Genomic DNA, 17,420 nt, shown 5'->3' on the forward strand with positions numbered 1-17,420 from the left:
TGCGCCGCCGGGGCGGGCATGGTCGGCGCGACGGCCGGCGGTTGCGCCACCGCCGGCACCGCGACGGCGCCCAGCAGGGAAATTACGGAAAAACGGATCATTTCAGGACGGTTCATGCTGGACCAGATAGCGCAAAGCCCGCATCGTTCAAACTCGAAGATAGCGGAAAAGATGATGCTGCACGTCGTTCACCATCCGGCCTATGTCTCTCCGGCAACAGCGGGCAGTTCCTTTCGCTTCGACAAATATGGGCTGGTGATGGAGGCGCTGACCATGGCGGCCGCACCCTTTACCGTGCATGAACCCGCCCCCATGCCGCGCGTCTGGATAGAGGCGGTCCACGACCCCGATTATGTCGAGCAGGTCGCGACGCAGACCGTGCCGCGCGAAAAGGAAAGACGGATCGGTTTTCCGGTGACGGAGCGGGTGGCGCGCCGTTCCATGCTGTCGCCCGGCGGCACATGGCTGGCGGCGCGGCTCGCCATGCGCCATGGCTATGCGGCCAATGCTGCGGGCGGCAGCCATCATGCACTGCCCGGCAGCGGCGCGGGATATTGCGTGTTCAACGACCTTGCCATCGCTGCCAACCGGCTGATCGCGGAGGGGGATGCGCACCGGATATTGATCCTCGACCTCGACGTGCATCAGGGCGACGGCACGGCCGTGCTGACCGGCGGGCGAGGGGACATATTCACCCTGTCCATCCATGCGGACCGCAACTTCCCCGTGCGCAAGGCCCGCTCGACACTCGACATCGGCCTGCCCGACGGCACGGGCGATGAGGCTTATATGGAGGCGCTGATGAGGGCCCTCCCGCCCGTGCTCGACGATTTCCGGCCTGATCTGATCCTCTACCAGGCCGGGGTCGACCCGCATGAAGACGATCGCCTCGGCCGCCTGGCGCTGAGCGATGCCGGGCTGGACCGCCGCGACCGCGCCGTGATGCGCGCCGCGCGCCGCCGCGGCATCCCGCTCGCCAGCACCATGGGCGGCGGCTATGGCGAAGACCGCATGGCCATCGCCCGGCGCCACGCCGATTGCATGATCCGCCTGGCGGAAGAGGTGGGTGATGGCCGATAGCTGCCGCTGAGCGCGCCGCGTTCCTGCGAAGGCTCTCACGAGCCATTTGCCTGTTCAGCAAGGCAAGCGGAAAGTCGGCAAACCCCCTTCCGCGCTTAATGCAGCGTTGCCTCCCCCGTGGCGTCGGAACCGGCGGCCTGCCTGCTCTCCATGATTTTAGCCGCGACCAGTCCTGCCGCGACCAGCGCCGCGAAATCGCTGAAGGCCAGATAAAGGATATAGCCCCAGGGCGCATGGTTGAACACCGCTTGCCCGATATGCAGCCACAGCACGGCCGCCAGCGCGAACAGGACCGTCGCTCTCGCCCGTCCAGCCAGATCGCCGCTCACGATCCGCAGCATCAGCGCAATGACGATGCCGACGACCAGCGCCAGGATCAGGCCGCCGATCAGCGCCCCGGCATCGGTCACCGGAAATCCGCTATTGTTGTAGAAGACCGTGGCGACCGGCCCCTTGCCATAGAGGATGGTGCCCTGCGCGGTCGCCGGGTCGGGAATCACATAGACGCCGGTGCCCGACGGCGTCAGCGCCTGCGCCAGGGCCGCCTGCAAATTGCTGCCGGCGGCGGACTCCGCGCGATGAAAGGCGAGCGCGCTCAGCGGCGTCCCCCAGAAGAGGAAGCCGACGAGATACATGGCGACGCCGCCGATCAGGCCGCCCAACAGGGTCTTGAACATATGCCCTCCTGTCCTCTCAACGATCGAGAGGCTGACGGACAAACGCCGGAACGGCAATATCTTTCCGGGAAGGGCGCTCAATCGCCCTTGCGCGACGCCTTTTCCGCAATCCCCGACACGCCCTCGCGCCGATCGAGTTCGTCCAGCACTTCGTCCAGCGAGATGTCGAGGTCGGCCAGCAGCACCAGCAGATGGAACAGCAGGTCTGCGCTTTCGCCGATCGCGCCTTCGCGGTCCGCCGCCATGGCGGCGATCACCGTCTCCACGGCCTCTTCGCCCAGCTTCTGGGCGATCTTGCCGCGCCCCCTGGCGGTCAGCTTGGCCACATAGGACTGATCGGGATCGGCCTGCCGCCGCTGGCGGATGGTCCGTTCAAGATTAAAAAGGGTCGCGCGCATGGCGCCATCAAGCGCCACGCGCGCAAACCGTCAAACGAAAACTTACTTGCGCTTGCGACGGGCGACGAAAACCCGCGCGCCCAGCACCGCGGCGCCAAGGCCGAACAGCGCCATCTGCTCCGGTTCGGGCACCGGCGTCGGCGTGCCGCCGGACGAGGAACCGCCCGAGCTGCTGGAGCCGCCGCACTTCTTGCCCCAGCACCAGGTCGCTTCCGCCGGAGCCGCCGCGCCCATCAGAGCGGCCACGCCAGCGGCCAGAAACAGCTTGTTCACATTCATCATCTTCACCCCGCTATTGATTGAGTCAGGTGCGGGAAGAGGTGCAGGCACCGTGCCAGTTCCATTAATTGGAGGCGGAACGGGGCCATCATGGTTAACATAGGCCTGCCGATCTGGGTTAATGTAAAGACAACCGACGCTTTTCGGCGGAATCGGGTCGGTCAGGCGGTCCGGACGGCAATGCCGGCGGCCGCCAGCGCCTGATGCGCTTCAGCAATGCTATGTTGACCGAAATGAAATATGGACGCCGCGAGCACCGCGCTGGCATGCCCCTCCACCACGCCTTCGACCAGATGATCGAGCGTCCCGACGCCGCCGCTGGCGATGACCGGAACCGAAACCGCATCGGCAATGGCGCGGGTAAGGGCAAGGTCATAGCCCGCCTTGGTTCCGTCCCCGTCCATGGACGTGACCAGCAGTTCGCCCGCGCCCAGTTGGGCAAGCCGCACCGCATGCTCCAGCGCATCGATGCCGGTCGGCTTGCGGCCGCCATGGGTGAAGATTTCCCAGCGGCCATCGCCCACCCGCCGCGCATCGACCGAGCCGACGACGCACTGGCTGCCGAAGCGGTCGGCGATGTCCGCCACCACCTCGGGCCGGGTGACGGCCGCGCTGTTCACCGCGACCTTGTCCGCACCCGCGAGCAGCAGGGCGCGGGCATCCTCCGGACTGCGCACGCCCCCGCCCACCGTCACCGGCATGAAGCAGACCTCCGCCGTGCGCCGGACCACGTCGATGATCGTGCCGCGCGCCTCATGCGTGGCGGTGATGTCCAGGAAGCAGAGTTCATCCGCGCCCGCCGCGTCGTAAATCTTCGCCTGCTCGACCGGATCGCCCGCGTCGCGCAGATCGATGAAGTTCACGCCCTTGACCACGCGGCCATTGGCGACGTCCAGGCAGGGGATGACGCGGGTGCGGACGGTCATGCGGCCGCCTGCGCCACCGCCAGCGCCGCCTTCAGGTCCAGCCGCCCGTCATAGAGCGCGCGGCCCGTGATCACGCCTTCAATGCCCTCGTCGGCATGCAGGCTCAGCACCCGGATGTCCGCGATCCCCGCGACGCCGCCGCTGGCGATCACCGGAATGTCCGTGGCGCGGGCCAGATCGACGGTCGCATCGATGTTGCAGCCCTTGAGCAGGCCGTCGCGGCCGACATCGGTGAACAGCAGGCTGGCGACGCCCGCATCCTCGAACCGGCGGGCAAGGTCGACCACCGGCATGTCGGACTTCTCCGCCCAGCCGTCCGTCGCGACGAAGCCGTCCCGCGCATCCACCGCGACCACGATCCCGCCGGGAAAGTCCCGTGCCGCCGCCTTGACGAAGCCCGGGTCCTTCAGGGCCGCCGTGCCGATGACGATGCGCGACACGCCCAGGTCGAACCAGCGCTCCACCGCCTCCCGGTTGCGGATGCCGCCGCCCAGCTGCACATGGCCGGGAAAGGCCGCCACGATGGCCTCGACCGCTTCGGCATTGACCGCATGGCCCGCGAAGCTGCCGTCCAGATCGACTACATGCAGATGCTGCGCGCCCGCTTCCGCGAACAATATCGCCTGGGCGGCGGGATTGTCGCCATAGACGGTGGCGCGGTTCATGTCGCCTTCGGCCAGGCGCACGACCTGGCCGCCCTTGAGGTCGATGGCAGGGAAAACGATCAGGCTCATGGACGCCAATCCAGAAAACGGGAGAGGAAGGAAAGGCCGTAGCTCTGGCTCTTTTCCGGGTGAAACTGACAGCCAATGATGGTGTCGCGCGCCACCGCCGCGACCAGCGGCCCGCCATGATCGGTGACGGCGGCGACATGCGCCGGGTCGGCGGCTTCGAAATGATAGCTGTGCAGGAAATAGGCCTCGCCCGCTTCCAGCAGCGGAGGCGTGCCGCGCAGGGCCACGTCGTTCCAGCCCATGTGCGGCACCTTGATCGCCGGATCGCGCGGCTCGATCAGCCGGACGGTGCCGCCTATCCAGCCCAGCCCCTCGTGCCGGCCGAACTCTTCCCCCGCATCGGCCAGCAACTGCATGCCCACGCACACGCCCAGAAAGGGGACGCCGCGCTGGCGGACGGCCTCGTTCATCGCCTCCACCATGCCGGGAATCGCGACCAGCGCATCGCGGCAGGCGCGGAAGGCGCCGACGCCCGGCAGGACGATGCGGTCCGCCCCCGCCACGACATCCGGATCGGCGGTGATGACGGCGTCGTCCGCCCCCGCCTTGCGCAGGGCGTTGTGCACCGAATGAAGGTTGCCCGCACCATAGTCGATCAGGGCAAGCGCGGTCACAGCATTCCCTTGGTGGAAGGAATGGCGTCGGTCTTGCGCGGGTCGATCTCCACCGCCTGCCGCAACGCGCGGGCAAGGCCCTTGAAGCAGCTTTCGACGATATGATGGTTGTTGCTGCCGTAGAGATTTTCGATGTGCAGCGTGATCCCGGCGGCCTGGGCGAAGCTGTGGAAGAAATGCTCCACCATCTCGCTGTCCCATTCCCCGATGCGCTGCACGGTGAAGTCCACCTTGAACACCAGCCAGGGGCGTCCCGAAATGTCCAGCGACACGCGGGTCAGCGTCTCGTCCATCGGGGAATAGACGCTACCGTAGCGGGAAATGCCGCGCTTGTCGCCCAGCGCCTTCGCCACCGCCTCGCCAATGGCGATGGCCGTGTCCTCGGTCGTGTGATGCTGGTCCACATGCAGGTCGCCGACGGTCTTCACGTCCATGTCGATCAGCGAGTGACGCGACAGTTGCTCGATCATGTGATCCAGGAAACCGATGCCCGTCGAAACGGTGTAGATGCCGGTGCCGTCCAGGTTGACGGTCACGTCGATCTGCGTTTCCGCAGTGTTGCGGTGAATGTCGGCCGTGCGCATGGCAGCGCCCTATAACGAAGTGGACGGCCGTTGCAATGTGGCGTTGCACCTATAGCGCGCACTTGACCCGCGCCGCCGCGCCGTTAGGACATTGGCGCATGAGCGACGACCTGCCCGACAGCCTGATTCCCTATGACGAAATCGTGCAGGAGGCCCTGCGCGCCGTCGTCGGCCGCGTGCTGGGGGAAATCGAACGGACGGGCGGCCTTCCCGGCGCGCATCATTTCTACATCACGTTCAAGACGCAGGCGGCCGGAGTCGATATTCCACGCCATCTGGTCGAACGCTTCCCTGACGAAATGACCATCGTCCTCCAGAACAAATTCTGGGACCTGAAGGTCAGCGACGACGCCTTCGGTGTCAGCCTGACCTTCAACCAGGTGGCGGCGCATCTGCATATTCCCTTCGCGGCGATCACGGCCTTCGTCGATCCGGCGGTGAATTTCGCGCTCCAGTTCCAGGCGCAGGCCGACATTGCGCCCGAACCGCATGAAGAGGCGGAAAATGACGCGCCGCAGGTGACGACGGAGGACGGCTCCAATGTCGTGACCGTGGACTTCGGCAAGAAGAAATAAGGCTGGAAACAGGGGCGGGGGCTCCCCAGATTGACGGCACTCCGGCGACATCATGGGAGTGCCCGACTTGAACGACAGCCGCACCGAAACCGACAGCATCGGCGCCATCGAAGTGCCCGCCAGCGCCTATTGGGGCGCGCAGACCCAGCGGAGCATCGAGAATTTCCCCTTCGGCCCCGGAGAACGCATGCCGATCGGCATCGTCCACGCGCTGGCTATCGTGAAGCAGGCGGCGGCGCGGGTCAATCGAGGACACGGACTCGATTCGGGCCTGGCGGATGCAATCGAGGCGGCGGCGGCGCAGGTCGTCGCGGGCAACCATGACGACCAGTTCCCGCTCGTCATCTGGCAGACCGGCAGCGGCACCCAATCCAACATGAACGTCAATGAGGTGATCGCGGGCATCGCCAATGAGGCCCTGACCGGCAAGCGCGGCGGCAAGAGCCCGGTCCACCCCAACGACCATGTGAATATGGGCCAGTCGTCCAATGACAGCTTCCCGACCGCCCTGCACATTGCGGCGGCGCGGGCCGCCACGGCGGCCCTGTTCCCGGCGCTCGACCGGCTCCACGCCGCCCTCGACGCCAGGGCGAAGGCGTGGGAGGGCATCGTGAAGATCGGCCGCACCCATCTGCAGGACGCGACGCCGCTGACGCTGGGCCAGGAATTTTCCGGCTACGCCCATCAACTCTACCGCAGCCGCAAGCGGATCGAGCCGGCGGTCATGCACGGCATGATGGCGCTGGCGCAGGGCGGCACGGCGGTCGGCACCGGCCTCAACGCGCCCGCGGGCTTCGACGTGGCGGTGGCGAAGGAAATCGCGGCGCTGACCGGCCTGCCGTTCCGGACCGCCGACAACAAGTTCGAGGCGCTCGCCTCCAACGATCCGCTGGTGCACCTGTCCTCCACCCTGGCGACGCTGGCAGTGGCGCTGACCAAGATCGCCAACGACATCCGCCTGCTGGGCAGCGGCCCGCGCTCCGGCCTTGGCGAACTGGACCTGCCGGCCAATGAACCGGGCAGTTCGATCATGCCCGGCAAGGTCAATCCCACCCAGTGCGAGATGCTGACCATGGTCGCCGCGCAGGTCATCGGCAATCATCAGGCGGCGACGGTCGGCGGCCTGCAGGGGCATCTGGAACTCAATGTCTTCAAGCCGATGATCGGCGCGGCGGTGCTGCGGTCTATCCATCTGCTCAGCGTCGGCATGGACAGTTTCGCAGAACGCTGCGTCGACGGGCTGGAGGCGAATGAGAGGCGGATTGCCGAGCTGGTCGACCGGTCGCTGATGCTGGTCACCGCGCTCGCGCCCGAAATCGGCTATGACAATGCCGCCAGGATCGCGAAACACGCCCATGCCGAAGGGCTGACGCTGAAGGAAGCGGGCCTGCAATTGGGGTTGGTCGATGGGGAAAGCTTCGACCGGCTTGTCCGGCCCGAAAATATGGTCTGATCCACATCGGCATGGTGGAACCGGTCGCGCTGCGGTACATTGATGTCCCATGAGGAAAAAATCGCCCGACCAGCCGCTGATCGCCGTCCGCCCGCCCCGCAAGGACGGGCTGCTCAGAAAGGCGGCCCGCGTCGGTGCGACCGTCGTCGCGGCGCGGGTGGCCGCCGATACCGGCAAGAAGGGCGTGATCGGCCTGCTGGCGGGCATGGGGGCCAAGCGGCTCATCATGCGTCATCCCATGGGCACGCTGTTCGTGACGGGCGCCTATATGGCCGGAAAGGTCTATGAGGCGAAGCGCGAGGCGGATCGCAAGCGCAAGGTCAAGGCCCTGCCGGACGGCAGTCCGCCGCCGATCCTGATCGAGGAAGCGCGCAAGGCCCGCAAGGGCTGACGGCGCGACAGTCCCCCTTGCCAAATCCCGTCCATGACGCCAAGAGCGGCCATGGCCGACAGCATCTCCATAGAGACGCCCGATTTCAAGCGCCGCGGCGTCCTGTTCGTTCTTTCCTCGCCCTCTGGCGCCGGTAAATCCACCATCGCGCGCAAGCTGCTGGCTGCGGAGCCGGATCTTGCCATGTCGGTTTCCGCGACCACGCGGCCGATGCGGCCGGGGGAGGTCGACGGCAAGGATTATCATTTCGTCGATCTGGAGGAATTCCGGCGGATGACCGCCGATCACGAATTTCTGGAATGGGCGCATGTCTTCGGCCAGCGCTACGGCACGCCCCGCGCTCCGGTGGAGGCGATGCTGAAGTCCGGCCGCGACGTTCTGTTCGACATCGATTGGCAGGGCGCGCAGCAACTCCACCAGATTGCGGGCGGTGACGTGGTGCGGGTGTTCATCCTGCCGCCGTCGATGGAGGAACTGGAGCGTCGCCTGCGCGGTCGGGCGACGGACAGCAATGAGGTGATCGAAGGCCGCATGGCCCGCGCGGCGGGAGAGATCGCGCACTGGGACGGCTATGATTATGTCCTGTGCAATGTCGATGCGGAAGATTGCTTCCGGCGCGTCCAGACGATCCTGCACGCCGAACGCATGAAGCGCAGCCGCCAGACGGGTCTGATCGGCTTCATCCGCAGGCTCAGCCGCTATCATCAGGAAGATTGAGGGATTTGGGTGTACCATGCGCCTGCGAAGGCAGGAACATGACAGGTTTCAATCCCGCCGGGTCATGCCCGGGGATGATCGCCAGAGCATCGTGCGCAAAAGTGGGAACCGGTTTTGCGTTTAAAACGATGCGACGACAAAAGCTTGGAGCGCGCGGCCTGCGTACGATTTAACGCAGCGCGCTCTAGAGCAGATTCCGATCCGATTGCATCGGCTCGACTGCTCTAAGTTTTTGTTTTGTCGTGTTTTCCGAGTCAGCAGATGATTCCATCTGCTTGGAAAACGCTCTAACCCTCAAACCCCGCCGGTTCCGCCCAATCCGGATGCACCCAGGCCATCGCCTTGAACAGCGTCCCCATGGCATCCCCGGCGGTCAGCCGCAGGCGGGCTGCCTCCACCTCCTCGGCGCGGGCCGGCGTCGTGCGGGCGAGCTGATCGGCGCGGGCGTCGATGCCCAGCCGGCGCAGGAAGGCGCCCTGACCGACCGGCCCCATCACCCGAAGCCCCGCCTGCCGCGCCATATTGCCGATCATGGTGAAGTCGACATGGGTGGTGAGGTCGCTTTCGCCCGGCTCCAGAAAGGGGTCGGCGAAGCGGTGCGCTCGCACCGCCTGCAACGTGTCCCCCAAGGCCGGCCCCTCATAGCCATAGTCGACGATGATCGCGGCGCCGCCCTGCCGGGCGATCCTGTGCGCGAGTTCCAGCGCGACCGCGGCCCCGGCCAGCGGCGTTTCCAATATCGCGCCTTCCGGCGCTTCGGCGGCGAGGGCAGGGATGCCCGACTCGACGCGGCGATAGCCAGCCATGGGCGCGAAACGATCAGGTTCGCCCGGATCGGGGCAGATCACCACCCGTTCGCGCCATTCCTTTCCGCAGCGCACGATCTGGCGCACGGGCAGCGCGTCGAAAAATTCGTTGGCGACGACCAGCAGCGGCCCCTGTTCGGGCAGGCTGGAGACAGTGTCGTGATGGAAGATGTTGGGGATGATCGTCCTTTGCCGCTCCCGCAGGCTGGGGCTGGTCTCCACGAAATGCACCCGTGGGACGAGCGACAGGCCGGCCATGGCCCGGAGGGCATCGGAAGCGAGCGTGCCGCGCCCGGGGCCTAGTTCGACATAGCCGATCTCCGGCCGGCTGCCCGACCGCATCCAGACGTCCGCCAGGCATAGTCCGACCAGTTCCCCGAACATCTGGCTGATCTCCGGTGCGGTGGTGAAGTCGCCGGCGGCGCCCAGCGGGTCGCGAGTGCCGTAATAATGCTGGTTCGCCTCCGCCATATAATGGGCGATGGAGATCGGCCCGCCCGACGCGATCTGGCGCGCCAGGCGTTCCGACAGGCTGGGTTCAGCTGACACTCGCGCTGCCCGCGACCGGTTCCACGCGCACGCGGCGGCTCCTGGCGGTGAAGATCAGGTACAGGCCGCCCAGGATCATCGGCACGCACAGCCACTGGCCCATGTGCAGGCCGGTGCGCGCGGCGAATTCCATGAGCTGCGCGTCGGCCTCGCGGAAATATTCGACGCCGAAGCGGAAGATGCCATAGCCAAGCAGGAAGATGCCCACCAGCATGCCGGGCTTGTAGCGGGCGCGGGTCTTCCAGAAGGCGAAGGCGAGGATCAGGAACAGCACTATGCCTTCCAGGAAAGCCTCGTAAAGCTGGCTCGGATGGCGGGGGAAGGCGCCGCCGGTCGGGAAGACGATCGCCCAGGGCACATCGGTTTCCTTGCCCCACAGCTCCCCGTTCACGAAATTGGCGAGGCGGCCGAAGAACAGGCCGAAGGGCACGCAGCAGGCCACGAAATCATGGATGCGCAGCCAGGAGAGCTTCTCCTTGCGCGCCATGTAAAGGATGCCGAGCGACACGCCGATGGCCCCGCCATGGAAGGACATGCCGCCGTTCCACAGCTTGAAGATGTCCAGCGGATGGCGGAGGATTTCGGGCTGGTAGAAGAAGACATAGGCCAGCCGCCCGCCGATGATGATGCCCAGCGTCGCGTAGAAGATCATGTCGTCGGCATGGCGGCGCGCCATGGGCGAACCGGGCTGGGCGATCAGCTTCAGCAGATACCAGTAGCCGATCAATATGCCCGCCAGATAGGCGAGGCTGTACCATTTCAGCGTGAAGAAGCCGAGGTCGAGCGCGACAGGGCTGAGGCCGAGCTGGTCGAAGCGGATGGCGCCCGAAGCGGCGGCGGCAAGGTCAAGGATCAAGTTGGCGTTCCCCTTGGGAAATTCGGCCCCCGCCATAGAGCAAGGTGGGGGACGGAGGAAAGGGAGGAAGTTGACCGGGCCGGTTCATGAAGTCCGAACGACGCTCCCGGCCATGGTGGTGGCGAGTTGCGGCGGCCTTGAGACGGAAAGGGCGCCACTCGACCAGACAGGGGGCTTGGCATGCGTCAGGACCGACCTTGCAATCCTGCCTTCCCCAACGAGGGATCGGGCATCCCCGCCATCCGACCGTCCTCACCCCTTCGAAATCCGCCAGCGCCGGGAAACCTGCTTCCACAAACCGCAAACCGAAATTCAGCCCCCGATCTTCGCCCGCGCAAAGGCGACGAGCGACCCGAACGTCTCGAACGTATCGCCGTCTATATCCTCGTCCTCGATCAGGATGCCGAAGCGGTCCTCCATCTCGGTCAGCAGGCCCGCAACGGCCATGGAGTCCAGTTCCGGCAGCGCGCCGAACAGCGGCGTATCCGCATCGAAGGCGTCCACCCGGTCCTGCGACAGGGCCAGCACATCGCGCAGCAAGGCGCGCATCATCGTTTCAATATCCATTGCCCGGTCGACCGGTTGTGCATTGTCCGCCCGCATGATGGGCGCCTACCTAGTCGTTCCGCCGCTAACCTACAAGCGCCGAAATGGCCGCACGCGCGGCGGGCAGCCAGACCGAAGCGCGTCGGGGGTTGAAGAAATCCAGCCGGTAGAGCGTTTCCCGTTCCTCCATCCAGTCGGTCTTGTAGCCATTGTCGCCCGTTCCATAATCGATCGTCGCGACATGATCGCGATCGATGGCGTGCGCGAACATCGCATGGCTGAGCAGGCTGCCGGGGGAGGCGCCGTCGAACGCCTGATCATGGGCCAGCTTGTGAATGAGGGCGGTGCCGTTCTCCACCGTCCACAGCTGGGTCGCCACCGGCTGCTCCTCCAGCCGCGCAAAGCCCAGCCGGAGCGTCCCGGCGGCGCTTTCCCGCTGGGCCAGCGCATGGAGAAAGCCGAGATCGGCCTCCGGCTTCTTCCAGCTTCGTTCCTGCACGGCGGCATAGTCGCGCCACAGCGCCTCGGTCAGCCGGTCCGCGATGCTGAGGGTGAAGCGGCTCGCGCGGTTCTTGCGCGCGATCAGCGTACGCAGGCGGCCGGGCCGTTGCGCCCAATATTGCTCGAAAGTCCGCCCATTCAGGTGCAGCATATGCCGCCCCCCCATCGGCCGCCGGACGCTGAACCAGCCTGCACGGCGAAAGGCGTCGAGCAGCATGTCCGACGCGGCCGTGACCGGATAGAGGTCGATCTGGGCGCTGTCCGTCAACAGAGACTGGGCGATGACTTCGATCAGGCGACGACGGACGGTCTCGTCCGAAGGGCCAAGGAAGACCGGCCCCCAATCGAAGCTGTACCAGTTGGCGAGCGCGCCCAGCCGTCCCGCTCCGGACGAAAGCAGGAAAAGCCATGCCTGACACTCCCCCTCCAACGCCTGGAAGATGCGGACGTCCGTCGTGGAAAAGCAATGCGCATGGAGCGATTCGAACCAGTCGATGCGGTCGAACAGCGACGGCGTGCCGGCGCGGTCGAGCGCTGAACCCAGCACCTGACGCGCTTGGGCGACGCTGCGATATTCCCTTGCGACCAGCAAACCATTATCTCCCCGTCGACAGCATCGCCTTTAGGAAAAAAGTCTGGAGATGGAGTTAAGCGATTCCCCCGCGCCCATGGCGGACCCCATGATCGATGGCGCGCAGGTGCGGCCGATCGACCATCTGCTGCTTCGCGGCGACGCGGAACGGCCCGCGCTGGACGGGCGGTCGGGCACGCAAAGCTATGCGGATCTGGAAGCGACATTGGGGCGGCTGGCGGCATGGCTTGCCCGATTCGGGCTGGACAAGGGCGCGCGAGTCGCAAGCTGGGTCGCAAAGGGCCCGGTCGCGGCCCTGATGCCGCTCGCCGCGCCCCGCGCCGGGCTGGTTCATGTGCCGGTCAATCCGCTGCTCAAACATGCCCAGGTCGCGCACATATTGGCGGACAGCGGCGCGTCGCTGCTGATCGGGACGGCCAGCCGTCTGGCGACCCTGACGCCGGGCGACGTGCCGGGGCGATGCGACCTGCACCGGGAGGATGATGCGGCCTGCGCGATGAGCGGCGGGGAGGCGCTGGCCCCGTCCCATGCCGCGCCCGACGAACTGGCCGCAATCCTCTACACCAGCGGATCGACCGGGCGGCCCAAGGGCGTGATGCTGAGCCACGCCAATCTCTGGCTGGGCGCGGTGTCGGTGGCGGAATATCTGAAGCTGACGGCGGAGGACCGGACGCTTTGCGTGCTCCCCTTCAGCTTCGATTATGGGCAGAATCAGCTGTTTTCCACATGGTTCGCCGGCGGATGCGCCTGTCCGCTCGATTATCTGACGCCGCGCGACGTGGTGAAGGCGGTGGATCGGTGGGACATCACCACCCTCGCGGGGGTGCCGCCGCTCTGGGTGCAGTTGACCGAACTGGACTGGCCCGCCGATGTGGCGGCGAAGCTCAGGCGGCTCACCAATAGCGGCGGCGCGCTGACGCGGCCCCTGGTGGCGAAGTTGCGGGCGCTGTTTCCGCGCGCGGACCTCTACCCCATGTATGGACTGACCGAGGCGTTCCGCTCGACCTATTTGCCGCCCGCGCTGGTGGAAAGCCGCCCCGACAGCATGGGATCGGCCATTCCCCATGCGGAGATACTGGTCGTTCGCCCGGACGGTTCGATTGCGGGCGACGATGAGCCGGGTGAACTGGTGCATTGCGGGCCGCTGGTGGCGCAGGGCTATTGGCGCGATCCGGCGCGCACGGCGGAACGGTTCAAACCGGCGCCCGTCGGCTCCCACTATGGCGGCATGGCGGTGTGGTCGGGCGATACCGTGCGCCGGGATGCGCAGGGACTGCTTTATTTTGTCGGACGCGATGACGCCATGATCAAGTCCGCCGGCAACCGCATCAGCCCCACGGAGGTCGAGGAAGCGGCCGTCGCGGTGGAGGGCGTTGCCGAAGCGGTTGCGCTGGGCGTCCGGGACGATCGTCTGGGGCAGGCGGTGCTGTTGCTGTTGCGCGGCGCTTCGCCGGAGCTAAAGGCGCAGGTGGAGGCACGGCTTCGGCAGGAGCTTCCCAATTTCATGCAACCGCGCGAGATCGTCATGCTTTCCGAATTTCCCCGCAATCCCAATGGCAAGGTCGACCGTGTGGCGCTGGCGAAGGAATTTGCGGCATGAAGCCGATGGGACCGATCCCGCCCTTCTTCACCGGGGAGGAGGGCATGTTGCTGATCGGCGGCTGCGGCGCGGCGAGCCTGGTGGAGGAGGCCGGCGACACGCCGCTGTTCGTCTATGACATGGGCATCGTAGAGGGGCAGGCGCGGGCCTTCCGCGACGCCATGCCCGCGACGCTGTCGCTCCATTATGCGGTGAAGGCCAATCCCCATGCGCCCCTGCTGGAGCGCATGGCGAAGCTGGTGGACGGCTTCGACGTGGCGTCGGGCGGGGAAATGGCCCGGGCGCTGGAGGCGGGGATGGACGCTGCCCATATCAGCTTCGCCGGGCCGGGAAAGCGCGACGATGAACTGATCGTCGCCATAGACAGCGGCGCGACGATCAACCTTGAGTCGGAGGGGGAGGCGCGGCGGGCCATCGCCCTTGCGGAGCGGCGGGGCAGGACGCCGAAGCTGGCGGTGCGGGTGAACCCGGATTTCGACCTGAAGGGGTCCGGCATGCGCATGGGCGGCGGCGCCAAGCCCTTCGGCGTGGACGCGGAGCGCGCGGCGGCGCTGGCGCGCTGGGTGATCGATGCGGGGGCCCAATGGCGCGGCTGGCATATCTTCGCCGGCAGCCAGGCGCTGGGGGCGCAGGCGCTGATCGAGACGCAGGCGGCAACCATCGATCTCGCCACCCGCCTGTCCGACAGCATCGGCGCGGTGCCCCCGCTGGTCAATCTGGGCGGCGGCTTCGGCATTCCCTATTTTCCGGGCGACGAACGGCTGGACATCCGGCCCATCGGGGACGCGCTGGGCCGGCTGATCGACGGGCGGGCGGACATATTGCAGGGCAGTGCCTTCGCCATGGAACTGGGCCGCTGGCTGGTGGGGGAGGCGGGCGTTTACCTCACCCGCATCGTCGATGTGAAGAAGAGCCAGGGCGAAACCTTCGTCGTCGTCGATGGCGGGCTGCATCACCAGCTCGCGGCGAGCGGCAATTTCGGCACGGTGGTGCGCCGCAACTATCCCATCGCCGTCGCCAATCGCTTCGGGGAAGCGCCCGCGGCGGAGGCCGTAACGGTCGTGGGTTGCCTCTGCACGCCCATCGACAGGCTGGGGGACAAGGTCGCGTTGCCGCCGGTGGAGGAGGGCGACCTGATCGCGATCTTCCTGGCGGGGGCCTATGGCGCCTCGGCCAGCCCGGCGGCTTTTCTCGGTCATCCGGCGCCTCGGGAACTGCTGATCGGCTGATTTTAATCAACTGATTTGCCAATAACTTAACTCCTAACGCTATTTTTACCCTTTCGGGGCAAGAAGGCCGTCGAAGCTGAGTGCTTGACGGTTGCCGGCGCCTCCCTTTGGCGGCTGTCGGCGCGGCCGCGAAAAGGGGTGAATCTATGCGTTTCCTGTCACTTTCCCGTGCGTTGATCGGCATGTCCCTGCCGGCTCTGGCTCTTTCGGGCTGCGCTTCGGGCGGGGGCGCGCCCAATCTGCCGCCGGCGTCCTTCGTTTCGACGCAGGAGGGGCCGGGCGAGGAATATGTGATCGGGCCGCTCGACGATCTCACCATCTTCGTCTGGCGCAATCCCGATCTCGGCGCGAAGGTGCAGGTGCGGCCCGACGGGCGCATCACCACGCCGCTCATTTCCGACATGCCGGCGGTCGGCAAGACGCCCCGGCAACTGGCCGACGACCTGAAGGTGGCGCTGGGCAAATATATCGAAAATCCGCTGGTGTCGGTGATCGTCAACAATTTCTCCGGCACCTTCAGCCAGCAGGTGCGGATCGTCGGCGCGACCGAAAAGCCCGCCTCCATCCCTTATCGCGCCAATATGACGCTGCTCGACGCGATGATCTCGGTCGGCGGCCTTTCCGAATATGCGGCGGGCAACAGGGCGAAGCTGGTCCGCTTCAACAAGGAAACCGGCAAGCAGCAGGAATATCAGGTCCGCCTCGGCGACCTGCTGAAGCGCGGCGACAGCAAGGCGAATGTCATGCTGGCGCCCGGCGACGTCATCATCATTCCCGAAAGCATGTTCTGACATGGCGGCTCTCGTCGACGAACTGCTGGTCATTCTGCATGGCCTCTGGCTCCGCCGCTGGCTGGCGCTGGGCGTGGCCTGGGGCGTGTGCCTGGCTGGCTGGCTGGGCGTGGCGCTCATCCCCAACAGCTATGAATCCAAGGCGCGGGTCTATGTGAACACCCAGTCACTGCTGGAGGACAAGGTGGGCATCACCCAGGTCCAGGCGCAGCAGGACCTCGACAGGGTGCGCCAGACCCTGGCCAGCACGGCCAATCTGGAACGGGTGGTGAAGGAGACCGATCTCAACCGGACGGTCGACGGGCCGCGCGACCTGGCGGCGAAGATCACCGGATTGCGCGAGACCATCACCGTGATGGCGCAGCTTGACCCCAGCATGATCGACATCAGCGCCACATGGGCCGATTCCGGCCTGTCGGACGGCGCCAATGCGCGCATTTCGCAACAGATCGTGCAGAAGCTGGTCGACATCTTCCAGGAAACCAACCTGTCCTCCGACAAGGTGGAGACGCGGCAGAGCCTTGCCTTCCTCGACCAGCAACTGGCGGCGCGGGGCAAGCAGCTTGCCGCCGCCGAACAGCGCCGCGTCGAGTTCGAGCAGCGCTATGCGGGCATGCTGCCGGGCGCCGGATCGATCGGCCAGCGCATGGACGCCGCCCGGTCGGAGATCAACAGCATCGATTCGCAACTCGTGCAGGCGCAAAGCGCGCTGGCGGCGATGAACGGCCAGTTGGCGGGCACGCCGCAGACCTTGCCGGGCGTCGGCGCTTCGGGCGGGCCTTCGGCGCTGGCCCAGGCGCAGGCGGACCTTGCGTCGATGCGGGCGCGGGGCTTCACCAGCAGCCATCCCGACGTGATCGCGGCGCAGCGGCAGGTGGACCTGCTGCGCGGGCAGGGCGGCGGCAGCGCGGGCAGCACGCCCAATCCCGCCTATCTTTCGATCAGGTCGATGCAGGCGGAACGCGCCGCCACGGTGCAGGGGCTTTCCGCCCGCAAGGCGCAGTTGCAGGCGGACCTGAACGCCATGGCTTCGCGCCAGACGGATGAACCCGGCCTCGCCGCCGAGCAGGAACGGCTCGACCGCGACTATCAGGTGCTCAAGACCCAATATGACAAGATGCTGGCGGACCGCGAGGAAATCCGTCTGCGCGGCGATGTGAAGTCGGAAACCGGATCGGTCCAGTTCCGCGTCATCAATCCGCCCAGCCTGCCGACCGCTCCGGCCGCGCCGAACCGGCCGCTGCTGCTGCTGGGCGTGCTGATCCTGGGGCTGGGCGCGGGCATCGGCACGGCCTTTGCCGTGGCGCAGCTCAAGGGCGGCTTTCCCAATGCGGCGCGGCTGGAAAAGGCGCTGGGCGTCTCCGTGATCGGATCGATCAGCCAGACCGTCAGCGCGGCGCAGCAGGCGATGGAGAGGCAGCGGATGAAGTGGTTTGCAGGCGCCAGCGGCGGCCTCGCGGCGCTGTGCCTGCTGCTGATCGTCATCGAATTCGTCCAGCGCGGGCTGGCTTGAGGAGGGACC

General features: G+C 66.4%; 20 protein-coding genes. 9 read left to right on the top strand and 11 right to left on the bottom strand.

The annotated features are described in order from the left end of the window. Nucleotides 1-174: 174 nt before the first annotated feature. Nucleotides 175-1,080, top strand: coding sequence for a histone deacetylase (locus A8G00_RS05495; protein ID WP_025551769.1), 906 nt, complete (start codon nucleotides 175-177; stop codon nucleotides 1,078-1,080). Between the two features lie 95 nt (nucleotides 1,081-1,175). Here the strand turns inward: A8G00_RS05495 and A8G00_RS05500 are convergent, their stop codons facing one another. The 7 genes from A8G00_RS05500 to hisB form a co-directional block, all read right to left on the bottom strand. Next, nucleotides 1,176-1,757 carry a hypothetical protein gene (locus A8G00_RS05500; RefSeq protein ID WP_048575361.1) on the bottom strand — a complete coding sequence of 194 codons (582 nt, stop codon included), beginning with the start codon at nucleotides 1,755-1,757 and terminating at the stop codon, nucleotides 1,176-1,178. Between the two features lie 77 nt (nucleotides 1,758-1,834). Beyond that, complete coding sequence (locus tag A8G00_RS05505; RefSeq protein WP_048575360.1) at nucleotides 1,835-2,155, bottom strand: phosphoribosyl-ATP diphosphatase; 321 nt, start codon at nucleotides 2,153-2,155, stop codon at nucleotides 1,835-1,837. 42 nt (nucleotides 2,156-2,197) lie between these two features. Continuing rightward, nucleotides 2,198-2,434 (bottom strand): PEP-CTERM sorting domain-containing protein, encoded by a 237-nt coding sequence (locus A8G00_RS05510; protein ID WP_025551763.1) that lies wholly within the window; start codon nucleotides 2,432-2,434, stop codon nucleotides 2,198-2,200. Nucleotides 2,435-2,595: 161 nt separating this feature from the next. Beyond that, a complete protein-coding gene (gene hisF, locus A8G00_RS05515; RefSeq protein WP_044661851.1) occupies nucleotides 2,596-3,360 on the bottom strand; it encodes an imidazole glycerol phosphate synthase subunit HisF in 765 nt (254 codons plus the stop codon). Next, on the bottom strand, nucleotides 3,357-4,094 hold the full coding sequence (gene hisA / locus A8G00_RS05520; RefSeq protein ID WP_044661852.1) for a 1-(5-phosphoribosyl)-5-[(5-phosphoribosylamino)methylideneamino]imidazole-4-carboxamide isomerase: 738 nt from the start codon (nucleotides 4,092-4,094) through the stop codon (nucleotides 3,357-3,359). The genes hisF and hisA overlap by 4 nt, the downstream gene beginning before the upstream one ends. Next, on the bottom strand, nucleotides 4,091-4,708 hold the full coding sequence (gene hisH / locus A8G00_RS05525; protein ID WP_025551759.1) for an imidazole glycerol phosphate synthase subunit HisH: 618 nt from the start codon (nucleotides 4,706-4,708) through the stop codon (nucleotides 4,091-4,093). Before hisH ends, hisA begins: the two co-directional genes overlap by 4 nt. Next, nucleotides 4,705-5,292 (bottom strand): imidazoleglycerol-phosphate dehydratase HisB, encoded by a 588-nt coding sequence (hisB, locus tag A8G00_RS05530; protein WP_099185917.1) that lies wholly within the window; start codon nucleotides 5,290-5,292, stop codon nucleotides 4,705-4,707. The genes hisH and hisB overlap by 4 nt, the downstream gene beginning before the upstream one ends. Before the next feature lie 98 nt (nucleotides 5,293-5,390). On the opposite strand from hisB, the gene A8G00_RS05535 reads away from it, so the two are divergent. The 4 genes from A8G00_RS05535 (at nucleotide 5,391) to gmk (ending at nucleotide 8,428) form a co-directional block, all read left to right on the top strand. Further along, a complete protein-coding gene (locus A8G00_RS05535) occupies nucleotides 5,391-5,867 on the top strand; it encodes an SspB family protein (RefSeq protein WP_044661853.1) in 477 nt (158 codons plus the stop codon). Nucleotides 5,868-5,934: 67 nt separating this feature from the next. Continuing rightward, nucleotides 5,935-7,320 carry a class II fumarate hydratase gene (fumC, locus tag A8G00_RS05540; protein ID WP_099186004.1) on the top strand — a complete coding sequence of 462 codons (1,386 nt, stop codon included), beginning with the start codon at nucleotides 5,935-5,937 and terminating at the stop codon, nucleotides 7,318-7,320. A 49-nt stretch (nucleotides 7,321-7,369) separates the two neighbouring features. After that, complete coding sequence (locus A8G00_RS05545) at nucleotides 7,370-7,711, top strand: hypothetical protein (RefSeq protein ID WP_048575357.1); 342 nt, start codon at nucleotides 7,370-7,372, stop codon at nucleotides 7,709-7,711. Between the two features lie 51 nt (nucleotides 7,712-7,762). Beyond that, nucleotides 7,763-8,428 carry a guanylate kinase gene (gene gmk / locus A8G00_RS05550; protein ID WP_025551753.1) on the top strand — a complete coding sequence of 222 codons (666 nt, stop codon included), beginning with the start codon at nucleotides 7,763-7,765 and terminating at the stop codon, nucleotides 8,426-8,428. 287 nt (nucleotides 8,429-8,715) lie between these two features. Here the strand turns inward: gmk and A8G00_RS05555 are convergent, their stop codons facing one another. The 4 genes from A8G00_RS05555 to A8G00_RS05570 all read right to left on the bottom strand — a co-directional run bounded on the left by A8G00_RS05555 (nucleotide 8,716) and on the right by A8G00_RS05570 (nucleotide 12,278). Next, nucleotides 8,716-9,783, bottom strand: a complete 1,068-nt coding sequence (locus A8G00_RS05555) for a class I SAM-dependent methyltransferase (protein WP_099185916.1) — start codon at nucleotides 9,781-9,783, stop codon at nucleotides 8,716-8,718. Then, nucleotides 9,773-10,675: a prolipoprotein diacylglyceryl transferase gene (gene lgt / locus A8G00_RS05560; protein WP_170825636.1), complete on the bottom strand. Its 903-nt coding sequence runs from the start codon at nucleotides 10,673-10,675 to the stop codon at nucleotides 9,773-9,775. Before lgt ends, A8G00_RS05555 begins: the two co-directional genes overlap by 11 nt. Before the next feature lie 276 nt (nucleotides 10,676-10,951). Beyond that, nucleotides 10,952-11,242 (bottom strand): acyl carrier protein, encoded by a 291-nt coding sequence (locus A8G00_RS05565; protein ID WP_025549642.1) that lies wholly within the window; start codon nucleotides 11,240-11,242, stop codon nucleotides 10,952-10,954. Nucleotides 11,243-11,270: 28 nt separating this feature from the next. Continuing rightward, the gene (locus tag A8G00_RS05570) at nucleotides 11,271-12,278 is read right to left on the bottom strand and encodes a GNAT family N-acetyltransferase (protein WP_061936224.1); all 1,008 of its coding nucleotides are present in this window, start codon (nucleotides 12,276-12,278) and stop codon (nucleotides 11,271-11,273) included. A gap of 88 nt (nucleotides 12,279-12,366) precedes the next feature. On the opposite strand from A8G00_RS05570, the gene A8G00_RS05575 reads away from it, so the two are divergent. The 4 genes from A8G00_RS05575 to A8G00_RS05590 all read left to right on the top strand — a co-directional run bounded on the left by A8G00_RS05575 (nucleotide 12,367) and on the right by A8G00_RS05590 (nucleotide 17,411). After that, entirely contained in the window at nucleotides 12,367-13,878 is a 1,512-nt protein-coding gene (locus A8G00_RS05575; protein ID WP_099186003.1) for an acyl-CoA ligase (AMP-forming), exosortase A system-associated, read from the top strand. After that, entirely contained in the window at nucleotides 13,875-15,107 is a 1,233-nt protein-coding gene (locus tag A8G00_RS05580; protein ID WP_099185915.1) for a pyridoxal-dependent decarboxylase, exosortase A system-associated, read from the top strand. The genes A8G00_RS05575 and A8G00_RS05580 overlap by 4 nt, the downstream gene beginning before the upstream one ends. A gap of 146 nt (nucleotides 15,108-15,253) precedes the next feature. Next, a complete protein-coding gene (locus tag A8G00_RS05585; protein ID WP_044661858.1) occupies nucleotides 15,254-15,898 on the top strand; it encodes an XrtA/PEP-CTERM system exopolysaccharide export protein in 645 nt (214 codons plus the stop codon). 1 nt (nucleotide 15,899) lies between these two features. Further along, nucleotides 15,900-17,411, top strand: coding sequence for an XrtA system polysaccharide chain length determinant (locus A8G00_RS05590; protein WP_025549647.1), 1,512 nt, complete (start codon nucleotides 15,900-15,902; stop codon nucleotides 17,409-17,411). Nucleotides 17,412-17,420: the final 9 nt, after the last annotated feature.

The organism is Sphingobium sp. SA916 (assembly GCF_002894065.1).
In the GTDB taxonomy this organism is placed as follows: Bacteria; Pseudomonadota; Alphaproteobacteria; order Sphingomonadales; family Sphingomonadaceae; genus Sphingobium; species Sphingobium fuliginis.